This is a genomic window from Paraburkholderia sp. BL6665CI2N2 (assembly GCF_004366535.1).
GTDB lineage: Bacteria > Pseudomonadota > Gammaproteobacteria > Burkholderiales > Burkholderiaceae > Paraburkholderia.
This window is the reverse complement of sequence record NZ_SORC01000002.1, coordinates 156,485-170,803: the sequence shown is the minus strand read 5'-3', so window position 1 is coordinate 170,803 and position 14,319 is coordinate 156,485. Positions and strand designations below refer to the sequence as shown.

Genomic DNA, 14,319 nt, shown 5'->3' with positions numbered 1-14,319 from the left:
CTGTGAAGAGCATCTATGCTGCTTCAATCGCCGTGAGCCAAAGAGCAGCCCCGGCATTACTCAGTTCCATCATTCCGCCTGCGAGAGCCGCGTGCCGCTAACAATCCCGTTGCCGCACGGATTCCACCAAATGTAGCGAAAGTGCAGCTAAGACTGCCGGTGACACTCCTTCCGTACGGGTTCAATCTCGGAGCTCGAATGGCTTCACGTCCGTCAGCAACTGGAGCGACCGGTTCAACTTGTCGAGGCTGACATAGGGAGCCGTGCAGGGCGGGCAGGCGCGCGCCGACTACGGACAGGCGCTGATCGCCCGGCTCGCGGACGACCTGACGCGCCGTTTCGGACGGGGATTCGGCCGGGCCAATCTGGCCAGCATGCGCGCCTTCTATGTCGCCTGGCCAGCGGCGGAGATTTTCCAGACACTGTCTGGAAAATCGGCAGCCCCCGAAAACGTCCAGACGCCGTCTGGAAAATCGCTGCCGGCGAAAGACGTCGCCGACGCCATGACAACGGCACCCGATTACCTGACGCTGGCCGGCCGTTTTACGTTGCCGTGGTCCGCCTATGTGCGCCTGCTTTCAGTGAAGACGGCGGCCGCTCGCTCATTCTATGAAACCGAGGCGTTGCGCGAAGGCTGGTCGGTGCGCCAGCTCGACCGCCAGATCAGTAGCCAGCTTTACGAGCGGCTGGCGCTGTCGCGCAACAAGGCGGCCCTGCTCAGGAAAGCCGCCGATGTCCAGCCGGGTGATCTCCTCACGCCAGAGGAGGCGATTCTCGACCCGTTCGTACTCGAGTTTCTCGACATCAAGGACGAGTACTCGGAGTCGGATCTTGAGGAGGCGCTGATCCAGCATCTGGCGGACTTCCTGCTTGAGCTCGGCGACGACTTTGCTTTCGTCGGCCGGCAGCGCCGCCTGAGAACCGACGACACATGGTTCAGGGTCGACCTGTTGTTTTTCCATCGACGTTTGAGATGCCTGGTCATCATCGATCTCAAGGTCGGTCGCTTCAGCTATGCGGACGGCGGGCAGATGCATCTTTACCTGAACTACGCGCGCGAGCACTGGATGAAGCCGGCGGAGAATCCGCCTGTCGGTCTGATCCTTTGCGCCGAAAAAGGTGCGGCCGAAGCACACTACGTGCTGGACAACCTGCCGAACAAGATTCTCGCGGCGGAATACCAGACGGTGTTGCCAGACGAGGCAATGATCGTGCAGGAGCTGGAGCGCACGACAGCGGAACTGGACCGGCGTACCGGGGCCTCGTAGGTCTGGATCTGCCGCTAGAATATCCGGTCATCTGAAGGCGAGGCCGCGAGTCGGCAACGCATCATCATGTGGAAAGGGTGACGCGTTTTCATCGATGCCAGTTCAGGCAGAAAAGCAGTCCAAATAGTCAATTTGTTATCGCGATAGGATGCTCATCGAACCTGATTGCGACCGGAGCCGTGCTTCTGCAGTTCATTGGGATCGCGGAAACGGCAGGTGTTTTCGCGGCGGCGGTCGACGGTTCACGACCCCGTTGCGATCTTTGACCTCGGCGAGTTGGGTACTAGCGATAAGGCGCGGTACACCGCAGGCGGTCCAACCGCGCACGTTAACATTGGATTCTCCACTTCGGAAAACGAAACCGCCACCTCGGGGGGCGAGACGGCGAGATTCGGTCAGATACGCCAGTTTGCGTTTTTGCGCAAACTGGCGTATTGTGAAAACATCATGCAAATCGACCCAACCGACTTTCGAACCCCAGGACAGTACATTGACGCCCTACTTGAAGTGCGGGGCTGGTCAAAACGCGTGCTCGCAGTGATTCTCGGCGTCGACGACAGCAGCATCAACCGGCTCGTTTCCGACAAACGACCGGTCGACGCAGCAATGGCCATTTCACTCGAGGAGATCTTCGAGGTCCCGGCAGAAAATTTTCTTCACCTTCAAAAGTCGTTCGATCTGGCTAAGGCCCGAATTTCAGCGAGACCGGATCCCGGCCGCGCCACTCGCGCTCAGTTGTTTGGAGGATTGCCGGTCGTAGAAATGATCAAGCGAGGTTGGTTAGACGCCGACGACTCGCGAGACGTGCAAGCAGTGGAAAATGCGCTGGCTAAATTCTTCAAGGCAGAATCACCCGACGCGATTGAAGTACTTCCGCATGCCGCCAAGAAGACATTAGTGCACGGAAATCCCACGCCGGTTCAGATCGCATGGCTATATCGCGTGCGCGAAATTGCCGGCGAAATGCTGGTCCCAAAATATAGTCCCCAGCTAGGCAAGCAGGCGATTGCAAAGCTTGCAACGCTCTTGGCGGCAGCCGAGGAAGCGCGAAAAGTTCCTAAGATCCTCGCTGAGGCTGGCATTCGATTTGTCCTTGTTGAGTCGCTCACCGCCGCCAAGATTGACGGCGTATGTATGTGGCTTGACGAGCACTCCCCAGTCATTGGCATGACGCTGCGTCATGACCGACTGGACAATTTCTGGTTTGTGCTACGTCACGAATTGGAACATGTCCTTCAAGGACACGGTAAGGACGCGATCATTCTTGATATCGAACTCGAAGGCGAGAGAGCCGGCACGGGAGAAACCGTCAGCGAAGAAGAACAGATCGCGAACGCTGCTGCAGCAGATTTTTGCGTTCCCAGAAAAAAGATGGATTCGTTCATTGCGCGCAAAGCTCCGTTCTTCGCGGAGCGGGACCTACTAGGCTTCGCCAAAACCATCAACGTGCATCCCGGCCTGATTGCCGGCCAACTTCAGCATCGTACGGGGCGCTACGATCGTTTCCGCGCTCATTTGGTAAAGATACGCTCCATCGTAGCGCCCAGCGCGATGGTTGATGGTTGGGGCGACATCGCTCCAGTTGGTCTTTTATAGGGAGCAGCGGTGACAAAGCACGTAGAGATGCAGTACATGATTCGCCAGTACAAAGAAGCCACCGGCGAACACGAAGTGGATATGAAGAAGGTGGCTAAATTCGCACACCAGCGCGGATGGCCGCTACCTAAGCCGAAAGATCCGTTCGACATGCTGGCGAAGGAGTTCACGCAGGCCGCACGACAGGAGTTCCGCCGTGATCCGAGGACCGGCAAGTCTTATCGCGCCAACCACGCCCTGCCAGTAAACCAGGGAGGGGTACAGCTTACGTTGTGGATTGACATCGACGAAGCGCCACGGCATCAGATGCATAAGTCGCTAATCAACCGCCGCGAGCAGATGGTCGGAGACGGGGTCCAACTATCGTTGGATGCTGATCACTGGAATAGTGTCCACGAAGACGAGGAACCCATCTCAATCCCCATGGACCTTACCGATGACATCGAATGGAGAAAGAACGCACCCGACGAAGACGAAGAAGCGGCGTAAATCTTTGCGCGACCAAAGCGTGTGGCCTCTCCGTACAGCTCTCGTGGGGTGAGCAGATGGCTTTCGCCGGCGAACTCGCGAACATCCGCGCGAATCGGTCCCGACATTCGTTTTCGTCAGGATTACTGTTCGCAAGAAAAAGGCGAACAGCGCTTTCCGACGCTCGCCCAACGGCCTGTACAACTTCATGGCGAAGCTCCTGCTGCATGAGGTCATGAGCGAATACGATTCGGTATGCTTTATCCTGGACGCCCGCGCCCTGAAGATCGAACTCAAGCATTCACTGCACGAGTATCTCTGCACCGAACTCGCGGGCTGTGGCGCCGAGACGATACTGCAGACCACGCCATGGGAAAGTAAGGACAGTTTTTCCCTGCAGTTCGTCGACTGGATGGTGGGTATCGTCTTGGCGCATCATGAGCACCGCAACGGCCACGCCTACAAGTCGGCATCGCCGAGTATCGCGCAGCGCTGGCTGTTCTTCTAACCGCCGCGAACGTGCACTTCAACCGGCAGCGGTCGCTCGAACGAATCACAGCAAATAACCCGCCTGTACCGATCGGCGACGACCTCTGATTGACGTGCTTCGATCAAATGGGCAATGGAACGTAACGTCGCTGACGTGGTTCTGGTGCGAATTCGCGGTGAGCTAAAGTAGAGGCTTTAGCGGCGGTGATGCAGGATGGCGAAGAAGCTCCGGGATCTGGACGAACTGTTCAAAGGTCGGCACGTTGAACGCGAACTCATCATTCTCTGTGTGCGCTGGTATTGCCGCTACAAGCTCTCGTATCGGGACCTCGTCGAAATGATGGTGGAACGCGGACTGCACGTCGCACATACGACCATCATGCGCTGGGTCCAACGCTACGTGCCGGAATTCGAGAAGCGTTGGGCCCGTTATGCGCGCAAAACCGGCCGCTCGTGGCGCGTCGACGAGACGTACGTGAAGGTGCGCGGGCGGTGGGTCTACCTGTACCGCGCTGTTGATCGCGATGGCAATACGGTCGACTTCAGGCTCACTCCGAAACGTGACGTGGCGGCGGCTAAAGCCTTCCTGCGCAAGGCGCTCAGAACCCAGGGCCGGGCTCCCACCAGCATCACGCTCGATGGCTACGCGGCGTCACATCGGGCAGTGCGCGAACTGCCCGGCGAAAATCCGGCGTGGCGCAACACGAAGTGCCGCTCGTCGAAGTATTTGAACAATCTGATCGAGCAGGATCATCGCGGCGTCAAGTCGCGGATTGGCCCCATGTTGGGGTTCAAGAACTTCGACTGCGCGGCGATCACGCTGGCCGGCGTCGAACTCCTGCATCGCATTCGCAAGAACCAGTTTGCCATCGGTCGCCTGCGCATCAAAGACCAAACTCCGCCTGCAATCTGGAGTGCCGTGCTCGCGGCATGACGCGACGGGGTGGCACACACTTCGCTCGCCCCCGATCTAAATTTTTGCACCACAACCCTGAAGCGCTCCTCGAAAAATCCGTTTTTCTGGGTCAACTTCACCAGCGCACGGCGCAACTGATGACGCCGGCTGGGAAACGGTGACCGTGATAGAGTGATTTCGATTTCTTCATCGCGCCATCTTACGCGACCGATCCCGCAACTTGACAATGCCATTTTATTGGGTATGGGCGCTTAATGCTCACTCAGGCACGTTGCGACTTACACTTTTGTTGGCGCGATTTTGACAAAATTGCTTCGGTTGACGGCTCGCGCTTTGACGAAACGAGCAGGCATTCTCGCGAGCCTGCTCGTATGCATTTGCCGCCGTCGTGTCAGTAATTTTCGGGCAGCAGGATCGTCGTCGCCGAGCGGTCCGCCTCGGTAATGACCCAGACCTTGCCGCCTTTGGGTAGCCCATAGCTCGACAGCAGCCGCTTATCGGTCAGCAACGCTAACTCGTTTTCTGCCAGATCCTCGACAGATAAATCCTCCCAGTCTCGGTGAATGTGACGTGCGAGCAGTTGCATCGGGTGAATGCCGGCCGCATTGAGGGCGGCTTCAGCCGCGGGTGTGATGGCTGGTCGGCCCATCGGAAACCGGGATCATTCTTGATGTCGCGGCTCATGCCCGTCCGCCCTGTGCGTAGGTAGCATTCGGCCATGGGGACAACGGGTACACCCTGTCGGAGCAGGCCGGCCCTCGCTACCGGCCGCGACTTCATCCAGGCTTTCGATGGTGGTGTTCGACGATCCCATTCCGTGGCCACGATGATCCGGTTGTCATCGGGCAGGCGATATGTCGACAGCAGGCGTAGGCCAGAGGCGAGCGACAGGTCGTTCTGTTCTTTGTCGTTGTCAGAAACAGTGCCCCAGTCACAGCGGATATGACGAAGCATGACGCTGATTACGCGGGGACGCCGTTCTCGCGCGTAGGGCGGCAAGGGCGGCAGCCGTCACGAGCAGTTTGCCCGGATGAAACAACGGCTTGATGCGCGTGGCCTGATTCATGATCGAAATCTCTTGAAAACGGACAAGCACGCCCCTCCGGAGCGACCCTGGTGCGTGCTGACGCGAAAGGCAACGGAGCCGGCTAGCCGTCGCGCACCACGGCGTGTCGCCGTCGCGCGTCGACCCCGAATAGCGCATTTGTGCCCGACCGTTGCACAACTTTCAGTTGACAACCCCCCCGTCAGCAACTATCTTAAACTCACAAATGTGAAATACAATCACATTTGTGATTTGAGAGAAGCAAACAACAAATTCGGAGACGACCCAATGGTTAAAGGTACTGCCCATCCCGCGAGGTTCGTGTCAATCACGCTTATCGCGGTTGCTGCCCTCACTGCTACTTCGGCCACTTATGCCAAAGGCCTGAAAATCGGTTTTAGCCAGGTCACGCTTCAGTCACCGTTCTATGTCCAGCTCAAGGAGGGCGCTCAAGCGGCCGCCGCGGCAGACGGCGACGAACTGATCTTTCTCGACGCGAATGGCGACGTGACCAAGCAGAACAACGACATTCAGGACCTGCTCACTCGTAAGGTGAATGTGCTGATCGTCGATCCGGTGAATCCGGATGCAATCGCACCGTCCCTCGAAGCCGCCCAGCGTGCTCACGTGCCGGTCATCACCGTCGATCGCAACGTGCATGGCAACGTCGTCGCCTATATCGGCCGCGACAACGTGAAGATGGGCGAGCTGTCTGGCAAGGCGCTGGTCGCCGCGCTGAAAAAGAAGGGCGTCACTAGCGGCAAGATCATCGAGATCCAGGGCGATGCGGGCGGCACGGTGATGATGGATCGGCGCAAAGGCTTCCACGAAGCGGTCGAAGGTACGGGCTTCAAGATCGTCGAAGGCCCCTACAGCGAATACATCCGCGCTAATGCTGTCACTGCCATGCAGGATCTGCTGCAGGCGAACCCTGATCTGAAGGCCGTGGTTGCGCATAACGACGACATGGCGCTCGGCGCGATGCAGGTTCTGCAGGAAGCCAATCGCAAGGACGTGCTGGTGGCCGGTGTCGACGGTTTGTCTGAAGCGTTGAATGCGACCGAGAATGGCAACCAGTACGTCTCAACCTCGCTGAATGATCCGCGTTATCTGGGCGATATCACTATCCAGACAGCTCGCGAGGTGGTGGCGGGCAGGAAAGTACCGGCGTTCGTCGATGCCGGCACGGAAGCCGTCACCAAAGACAACGTCAAACAGATCAAACACGACGGCCTGTTCGGCGAATACCGTCCAAAGGTCTTCTGATGTCTCGGGCCGGCTAGCCGCCGGCCCGAATCGCCTGGTCATGAGCGCGTAACCGGTCAGTTGTACGAACGGAAGTCGCAGCTCGTGGCGGGTTTCATTTACTCACTTGGTAAGGAAATAATCGTGCGAGCAGCAGTCATGCATCGACCGGGCGACATCCGTGTCGAAGAGGTTGAAAAGCCCATTGTCAAGGCGGGACACGCACTCGTGTGCGTCGCTGCATGTGGCGTGTGCGGGTCTGACATCCCGCGAATGCTGAGCAAAGGCGCGCACGTGATGCCGCTCATCTGCGGCCATGAATTCTCTGGCTTTATCGAGGCGCTCGGCGACGGCCTCGAGGGTTTCTCGATCGGCGAACTGGTGACCGTGCCGCCGCTGATTCCATGCCTTAAATGCGACCAATGCCTGCGTGGACATCCGTCGCGTTGCCTCGACTACGATTACTTTGGCAGCCGGCGCGACGGCGCCTATGCGGAATTCGTCAGCGTGCCGCTGACCAATCTGGTGAAGGTGCCGCAGGGCATGGATCCGACTGCGGCGTCGCTGGTCGACCCGGCTGCCATTGCGATCCACGCCCTCTGGCAAGGCGAACTCAAGGCGGGGCAGGACGCGGCCGTGGTCGGCTGCGGCCCGATCGGACTGTTCGCGATTCAGTGGATGAAGTTGATGGGCGCTCGCCATATCGTTGCGATCGATATTTCCGAGGACAAGCTCGAAATGGCGCGCGTCGCCGGTGCAACGCACACGCTGCTGAGCGGCCAGCCCGACGAATCGTTGCCGCGTTGCCATCTCATCGTCGAAGCGGCCGGCCATCCGAGCGCGATCAACCAGGCGATCCAGTTGGCCGGCCCGGGCGGTCATGTCGTGTTTATCGGCATCCCCACCGCGGATGTCTCGCTGACGACGAAAAGCTTCTCGCATTTCCTACGTCAGGAAGTGTCGTTGCATGGCGCGTGGAATTCGTTCTCGTCACCGTTCCCCGGCGACGAATGGACGGCCGCCATCGACAAGCTGGCGAGCGGCGCGCTGCGCTGGGATTTCATGATTACCCATGATCTTCCGCTCGAAGCGCTGCCTGAGATGTTCCAGCATTTTGCGGAAAAAAAAGGAGCGGCCAAAGTTGTCTTCCGGCCTTCGAAGCTGCCTGCGTAATATATAAACAACAAACTTACGTAGGAGGAGACAAGATGTCCCTGCTTTTAGGGCTGGACTTCGGCACAGGCAGTGTTCGCGCCGGACTGTACGACGCCGCGACGCACAAACTGATGCGCGTCGCGGAGGCGCGTTATCCGACGGTCTACCCGCAACTTGGCTGGGCCGAGCAGACCCCGCTTACATGGTGGAAGGCGCTCGGTGAAGCCTGCCGCGAGCTGATGGCAAGCACAGGTCATCCGCGCATCGCCGGGGTCTGCGTGGCCACGACGTCGTCGACGGTGGTCGCGGCCCGGGAGGACGGCACGCCGTTGCGGCCCGCCTTGTTGTGGATGGATTGCCGCGCCGGCCGTGAAGCCAATGACACGCGCGCGGTCCGGCATCCGATGATGAGCACCGGTGGCGACGCGGTCGAATGGCTTGTGACGAAGGCGATCTGGCTTGCTCGCAACGAACCTGAGGTTTATCGCGAGGCGGCCCGGATCTGCGAAGCGGTAGACCTCGTGAACTACTGGCTCACTGGCCGCTGGGTCGCGTCGCAGTTGAACGCGACCTGCAAGTGGAACTACGACTCCCGGGAGCAACGCTTTCCGCTCGATCTCTATGAACGGCTCGGCGTGCCGGATCTTGCAGACAAGCTTCCGCCCGAGGTAATCCGGGTAGGTGGCCGCATCGGGCCGCTCAAGGCCGAAGCGGCGCAACATCTGGGCATAGCCGGCCGACCGGTTGTGGCTCAGGGCGGCATCGACGCGCATATGGCCATGTTGAGCGCAGGAGCGACTGGCCCCGGCGATCTGCTGTTTATCGGCGGCACGTCGATTGTTCAGTTGATGCATATCGAGGAATGGGTCGACGTGCCCGGCATGTGGGGCCCATACCCGAACGCGTTGATCGACGGGCCGTGGCTGATCGAAGGCGGACAGGTCTCGGCCGGCTCGATCCTGCATTGGCTCGCGCATGAAATGTTCGGTCTCGACGATGCCGGCCACCAGGCGCTGATCGCCGAAGCCGCGCGCCTTGCGCCCGGCGAGACAGGTTTGCTGGTGCTCGACTACTGGATGGGCAACCGCACGCCTTATCGTTCGTCGGAGTTGCGCGGCGCCATTCTCGGGCTTTCGCTTAACCATCAGCGCAAGGACGTTTATCGCGCATCGGTCGAGGCGATTGCGCTGGGTTCCGCCAATGTGTTTCATACCTTGCGGGCAGCGGGGATCGAGGTCCGGCGCGTGATAGCGGCTGGAGGTTTTCAGAAGAACCCGCTATGGTTGCGCGCAACCATCGATGCAACGGGTGTTCCGTTCGAGGTCGTCGCTCACGATAACCTGACCCTGATCGGCGCAGCGGCTGCGGCGGCGTGCGGGGTCGGCGAGTGCGCGCAGTTGCGTGAAGCGGTTGCGAGCTTCGCGACACGCGGTGAGCGCATCGACCCCGACCCGCAGGCGCACGAGCAATATCAGATTCTGCTCGAGCGCTATCGGGAGGCGACCGACACGGTGGGTCCTATCGTCTCCAGGCCGCCGATTGCAGCGGCCACTGCCATGAGGTCCGCAGCATGACAAGCGCTTCCACCAATGACTCGCTGCCGAGCCGGCTGAATTCCGATCCGCAGCGCGAACAACTGATGGCGCAGGTCGCCAAGCTCTATTACGACCTCGAGCGGACCCAGGGCGATATCGCCAAGGAAACCGGGCTCACGCGCTGGCAGGTCGCGCGGCTGCTGCGCGAAGCACGCGAGGTCGGCATCGTGCGCATCGAGATTATTCCTCGTTCGCCGCGCCTGCCGCATCTCGAAGCCGAAATGCAACGCCGCTTTGGACTGCGCGAAGCCATCGTGCTCGCGTCCAGCGGCGACGAGGATGTCGAACTGAATGTCGTGACGCAGGCCGCCGGACGCTATCTCGCAGGGCTGCAGCCGCCTCCGCAACTGGTGGGCGTGTCATGGGGCCGTACCATGATCAAGATGGCGCAATGGTTGCCGCCGCGCTGGAACGACGGCGTACATGTGGTGCTGTTGAACGGCGCGATCAATATCCGCAACGTCGCCGAGCAGACCAATAACGTTGCCGAGCGCTTCGCGCATGCGGGCAACGGCCACGCGACGCTGCTGCCGGTTCCCGCAATGCTGGGCAGCGAGCGCACGCGTGAAGCGCTCGAGCAGGACCATATCGTGGCTGACGTCCTGCGTATCGCGGATGAGGCGCCGGTTGCCTGCTTCAGCATGGGCGAACTGTCGGAGCGCTCGGTGCTCGTCGAGTCCGGTTACGTGGACGCGGCGATCATGCGCGACCTCGAAAAGCGTGGCGCCGTCGGCGACATTCTGGGCCGCTTCGTCGACGAGAGCGGTGAGATCGTCGCTCCCGAACTCGATAGCCGGACCATTGGCCTTAGGCCCGAGCGCTTGCGCGACAAGGCGTTTTCGATTGGCGTCTGTGTGGGTGAGAGCAAGCATCGGGTGGCGCGTGCTTGCCTGCGGGCACGCTATATCAATGTCCTCGCCACCGACGAGGCGACGGCGCGCTTCCTGCTGGAGCATGGCGATGAATGATTACGTGCTGGATGTCAGTCATGTTTCGAAGCGCTTTCCACCGAATGTCGTTGCGCTCGTCGATGCCTCTCTGCAGGTGCGCCCCGGCGAAGTGCACTGCCTGCTCGGTGCAAACGGTGCGGGAAAAAGCACGTTGCTGAAAATCGTCGCGGGCGCGCATCGACCGGACACCGGCACCATGCAGATCGACGGCAAGCCGGTCGATCTGCGCACGCCGCAGGATGCGAGCGGGGCCGGCATCGCGATGATCTATCAGGAACTGGATCTGATCCCGCAGATGACGGTTGAAGAGAACCTTCTGCTGGGTCATACGCCTCGCCGCTTCGGCATCATCTCGCGTGCCCGGCGTCGCGCGCTCGCCGCGGCGGCCCTCGAGCGCATCGGCGCGACTTTTGCACTGACCGCGCGTGTGGAGACGCTGTCGATCGCCAACCAGCAACTCGCCGCGATCGCGCGCGCCTTGACGGGCGCGGCCAAGCTCGTTGTGATGGACGAGCCTTCCGCTGCGTTAAACGAAACCGAACTGGAGAAGGTCTTCCAGGTGATCCGCGAGATTTCGGCCGCTGGCGTTTCCGTCCTTTACGTGAGCCATCGGCTCAACGAAATTCGCGAGATCGGTGATCGCGTCACAGTGCTGCGTGCGGGCCAAACCGTCGAGACTTTCGATGTGGCGGCAGTCGATGAGCGCACGCTCGTCTCGGCCGTGGTCGGCGAGAGTCACGAACTGCTCGAGCGCGGCGAGCATGCGCCGCCACGCGACACACTTGCGCTGCGCGTCGAACGGCTGGACGGTCCAGCGGGACTCGAGATCCGCGATCTGGAGGTGCGTCAGGGCGAGGTGGTTGGGTTAGCCGGCCTGAACGGCGCGGGCCGAACCACGCTGCTCAAGGCCTTGTTCGGCGTGCAGCCGTCGACCGGCGAGATCGAATTGTTCGGCGAGCCGTACCGTCCAAAACATGCGATGGACGCGATCCGCCGCGGCATTGGCCTGGTCCCGGAAAACCGCAAGACCGAAGGTCTCGTGCTCGATGCGCCGATCTACCGCAACGCCACGCTTGCGCACATCCGGCGTCACCGGTGGCTGTCGCATCGCCGCATGAAGACGCTGACACACCCGGTTCTCAAACAGTTGCAGACGAAATTCGGCTCGCTGACCCAGCCGGTGCGGCAATTGTCGGGCGGTAACCAGCAAAAGATCGTACTCGCCAAATGGGTGATCGACGGAGCAAGGCTGTTGCTGCTCGACGAGCCGAGCCGTGGCCTCGATATCGGCGCCAAGGCCGATCTCTACCGGCTCGCGCGCGGCCTCGCCGAAGAGGGGGCGGCGGTGCTGGTAGCAAGTAGCGAACTCGAAGAGTTATACGCGAACTGCAACCGCATCTGGGTCATTCACGAAGGCAAGAACGTTGTCTGTTTCGATCCGGCGGTGACGCCGAGTCTCGACATTCAACAGGCGACCATCATTGGACGAAGGGCTTGACTATGGATACAACATCGAAAGAGCTGATCAGACAAGGCGGCGACAGCGGCAAAAAGCGCCGCTTGATCAACAGCCCGCTCGTCGAGTGGGCGATGCGTTACAACTTCATTTTGATCTTCCTGCTCGCGGTAGCGGTCGCAACCTCACTGTCGAGCGACTTTCTGACCTTCGGCAATATCGCGAACCTGTTCCAGCAGGCTGCGGTCGTGGGCATCGTGGCGATCGGTATGACGTTCGTGATCCTGACCGCCAACATCGACCTGTCGGTTGGCAGCCTATCGGCGTTCGCAGGAATCGTCGTTGCGTTGTTGCTGCAGGGAGGCATGTCCGGCTGGCTTGCGGCGCCACTTGCACTCGGCGCTGGTCTGGTCGCCGGCGCAGCCATGGGTGCAATTTCGGTCTACGGCAAGGTGCCCAGCTTCATCATTACGCTGGCTGGACTCGTCTCGTTTCGCGGTGCGACGTTTCTGCTTTCCGACGGTTCGCCGATCGGCGGGCTGCCGGGCGGCTTCAGCAGCATCGGTTCCGCGATGGTCCCGATTGTGCCGGGATCGGATCTGCTGTTTCCGGTGATGGGCATCATTTTTCTCGTGATCGCCATCATCGCTGGACTCGTGCTGCGCTATACGGTATTCGGCGAGTATGTGCTGGCCACCGGCGGCAATATCGAGGCGGCGCGCTTGTCAGGTGTGCCAGTACGTGCAGTGTCGATCGCTGTCTTCGCGATCTCCGGCCTGCTCGCGGCGCTTGGTGGCGTGCTGCTGACCTCGCGTCTGCATATCGGCCAGCCGACTTCTGCTCAAGGCCTCGAACTCGACGCCATCGCGGCCGTCGTGCTTGGCGGGACGAGTCTCTTTGGCGGGCGCGGCGGCATGCTCGGCACCACCTTCGCCGTGATGTTGTTGCAGGTCCTGCGCAATATTTTCAACCTTGTGGGACTTGGTTCGTTCTACCAAATGACGATAACCGGAGTGATCATTGTGCTGGCTATTTTGCTGAACCGCTTGATCGACCACTACGCGGGGCGCACATGACGGCCCGTGCACGCATCTCCAGACGGCGGCAGCCGGCGTTGCCGTCCGATCTTCCCGCTCAATCTTCGCTTCCCAACGACATGTCCGAACACTTACCACGCAATACAGGGGTGGCGCTCGCCCTTGACGCCGTACTTGGTCCCCAGGTCAACGCGCCCGCCGCGGCACGCCGCAGCGACTCGCTGAAGGCACGCCGCTCTGTGAAGAAGGCTTATCAGGCGGCCTGGCACGTAAAGGCGATCTCGTGTATCGATCTGACGACGCTGGCGGGCGACGACACGCCGGGACGCGTCAAGCGGCTGTGCGCCAAGGCACGCCGGCCGCTACGCGACGACCTCGTCAGCGCGCTTGGCCTTGAAGAACACCCGCCGATGACTGGTGCCGTTTGCGTCTATCCGACGATGGTCGGAGCAGCGGTTGCCGCGCTCGAGGGCTCGGGCATTACGGTCGCGTCGGTGGCGACAGGCTTTCCAGCCGGCCTGACGCCACTCAAGCAGAGGCTTGAGGAAATCCGCTACGCGGTGGCTGAGGGCGCGCGCGAGATCGACATCGTGATTACGCGCGAGTATGTGTTACTGCAGAACTGGAATGCCCTTTACGACGAAGTCCGGCAGATGCGTGAGGCCTGCGGTGAGGCACATTTGAAAGCAATTCTGGCAACGGGTGATCTGAAGACGCTGCGCAACGTCTATCGGGCGAGCGTCGTCTCGATGATGGCAGGCGCGGATTTCATCAAGACCTCGACCGGCAAGGAGGACGTCAACGCAACGCTACCAGTGAGTCTCGTGATGTGCCGCGCCATTCGCGACTATGAAGCGCTGACCGGCTTCAAGGTCGGCTTCAAACCTGCCGGCGGACTGCGCACAGCCAAAGACGCGGTGAACTGGCTGATTCTGATGAAAGAAGAGCTCGGGCGCGACTGGCTCGAACCCAACCTGTTCCGCATCGGGGCGAGCTCGTTGCTCGGCGATATCGAGCGGCAGATCGAGCACTTCGTCACGGGTCAATATTCCGCTCTTCACCGGCACGGCATGGCGTGACGCCACACGCTGACTTACGG

13 protein-coding genes are annotated in these 14,319 nt (G+C 60.5%); 12 read left to right on the top strand and 1 reads right to left on the bottom strand.

The features are described 5' to 3' along the window. Nucleotides 1-263: 263 nt before the first annotated feature. From B0G81_RS38430 to B0G81_RS38410, 5 genes are all read left to right on the top strand, one after another. Nucleotides 264-1,268, top strand: a complete 1,005-nt coding sequence (locus B0G81_RS38430) for a PDDEXK nuclease domain-containing protein (RefSeq protein WP_134143412.1) — start codon at nucleotides 264-266, stop codon at nucleotides 1,266-1,268. Nucleotides 1,269-1,484: 216 nt separating this feature from the next. Next, complete coding sequence (locus B0G81_RS38425; RefSeq protein WP_243856833.1) at nucleotides 1,485-2,864, top strand: helix-turn-helix domain-containing protein; 1,380 nt, start codon at nucleotides 1,485-1,487, stop codon at nucleotides 2,862-2,864. 27 nt (nucleotides 2,865-2,891) lie between these two features. Beyond that, the gene (locus B0G81_RS38420; protein WP_134143864.1) at nucleotides 2,892-3,353 is read left to right on the top strand and encodes a hypothetical protein; all 462 of its coding nucleotides are present in this window, start codon (nucleotides 2,892-2,894) and stop codon (nucleotides 3,351-3,353) included. Between the two features lie 187 nt (nucleotides 3,354-3,540). After that, nucleotides 3,541-3,840: a hypothetical protein gene (locus B0G81_RS38415; RefSeq protein WP_134143411.1), complete on the top strand. Its 300-nt coding sequence runs from the start codon at nucleotides 3,541-3,543 to the stop codon at nucleotides 3,838-3,840. A 195-nt stretch (nucleotides 3,841-4,035) separates the two neighbouring features. Continuing rightward, nucleotides 4,036-4,755 carry an IS6 family transposase gene (locus tag B0G81_RS38410; protein WP_134143410.1) on the top strand — a complete coding sequence of 240 codons (720 nt, stop codon included), beginning with the start codon at nucleotides 4,036-4,038 and terminating at the stop codon, nucleotides 4,753-4,755. A 373-nt stretch (nucleotides 4,756-5,128) separates the two neighbouring features. On the opposite strand, the gene B0G81_RS38400 is transcribed toward B0G81_RS38410, so the two are convergent. Next, nucleotides 5,129-5,386 carry a hypothetical protein gene (locus B0G81_RS38400; RefSeq protein ID WP_134143409.1) on the bottom strand — a complete coding sequence of 86 codons (258 nt, stop codon included), beginning with the start codon at nucleotides 5,384-5,386 and terminating at the stop codon, nucleotides 5,129-5,131. Between the two features lie 381 nt (nucleotides 5,387-5,767). Here B0G81_RS38400 and B0G81_RS38390 point away from each other — a divergent pair, with 381 nt between their 5' ends. From B0G81_RS38390 to deoC, 7 genes are all read left to right on the top strand, one after another. After that, nucleotides 5,768-7,048, top strand: coding sequence for a substrate-binding domain-containing protein (locus B0G81_RS38390; RefSeq protein ID WP_243856832.1), 1,281 nt, complete (start codon nucleotides 5,768-5,770; stop codon nucleotides 7,046-7,048). Between the two features lie 123 nt (nucleotides 7,049-7,171). Then, nucleotides 7,172-8,200: a galactitol-1-phosphate 5-dehydrogenase gene (locus B0G81_RS38385; protein WP_243856831.1), complete on the top strand. Its 1,029-nt coding sequence runs from the start codon at nucleotides 7,172-7,174 to the stop codon at nucleotides 8,198-8,200. 35 nt (nucleotides 8,201-8,235) lie between these two features. After that, nucleotides 8,236-9,756, top strand: coding sequence for an FGGY-family carbohydrate kinase (locus tag B0G81_RS38380; RefSeq protein WP_134143408.1), 1,521 nt, complete (start codon nucleotides 8,236-8,238; stop codon nucleotides 9,754-9,756). Beyond that, entirely contained in the window at nucleotides 9,753-10,745 is a 993-nt protein-coding gene (locus B0G81_RS38375) for a sugar-binding transcriptional regulator (protein WP_134143407.1), read from the top strand. The genes B0G81_RS38380 and B0G81_RS38375 overlap by 4 nt, the downstream gene beginning before the upstream one ends. Next, nucleotides 10,738-12,225, top strand: a complete 1,488-nt coding sequence (locus tag B0G81_RS38370) for a sugar ABC transporter ATP-binding protein (RefSeq protein ID WP_134143406.1) — start codon at nucleotides 10,738-10,740, stop codon at nucleotides 12,223-12,225. Before B0G81_RS38375 ends, B0G81_RS38370 begins: the two co-directional genes overlap by 8 nt. Nucleotides 12,226-12,227: 2 nt before the next feature. Continuing rightward, on the top strand, nucleotides 12,228-13,259 hold the full coding sequence (locus B0G81_RS38365) for an ABC transporter permease (RefSeq protein ID WP_134143405.1): 1,032 nt from the start codon (nucleotides 12,228-12,230) through the stop codon (nucleotides 13,257-13,259). A gap of 80 nt (nucleotides 13,260-13,339) precedes the next feature. Further along, complete coding sequence (gene deoC / locus B0G81_RS38360; protein ID WP_134143861.1) at nucleotides 13,340-14,299, top strand: deoxyribose-phosphate aldolase; 960 nt, start codon at nucleotides 13,340-13,342, stop codon at nucleotides 14,297-14,299. The last annotated feature ends 20 nt before the right edge of the window (nucleotides 14,300-14,319 follow it).

Excerpts from the sequence above, each read along its gene's own strand:
- B0G81_RS38365 (WP_134143405.1), top strand. The coding sequence starts at position 12,228 with ATGGATACAACATCGAAAGAGCTGATCAGACAAGGCGGCGACAGCGGC.
- B0G81_RS38400 (WP_134143409.1), bottom strand. The coding sequence starts at position 5,386 with ATGGGCCGACCAGCCATCACACCCGCGGCTGAAGCCGCCCTCAATGCG.
- B0G81_RS38415 (WP_134143411.1), top strand. The coding sequence starts at position 3,541 with ATGGCGAAGCTCCTGCTGCATGAGGTCATGAGCGAATACGATTCGGTA.
- B0G81_RS38370 (WP_134143406.1), top strand. The coding sequence starts at position 10,738 with ATGAATGATTACGTGCTGGATGTCAGTCATGTTTCGAAGCGCTTTCCA.
- B0G81_RS38420 (WP_134143864.1), top strand. The coding sequence starts at position 2,892 with ATGCAGTACATGATTCGCCAGTACAAAGAAGCCACCGGCGAACACGAA.
- B0G81_RS38380 (WP_134143408.1), top strand. The coding sequence starts at position 8,236 with ATGTCCCTGCTTTTAGGGCTGGACTTCGGCACAGGCAGTGTTCGCGCC.
- B0G81_RS38410 (WP_134143410.1), top strand. The coding sequence starts at position 4,036 with ATGGCGAAGAAGCTCCGGGATCTGGACGAACTGTTCAAAGGTCGGCAC.
- B0G81_RS38390 (WP_243856832.1), top strand. The coding sequence starts at position 5,768 with ATGAAACAACGGCTTGATGCGCGTGGCCTGATTCATGATCGAAATCTC.
- B0G81_RS38375 (WP_134143407.1), top strand. The coding sequence starts at position 9,753 with ATGACAAGCGCTTCCACCAATGACTCGCTGCCGAGCCGGCTGAATTCC.
- deoC (WP_134143861.1), top strand. The coding sequence starts at position 13,340 with ATGTCCGAACACTTACCACGCAATACAGGGGTGGCGCTCGCCCTTGAC.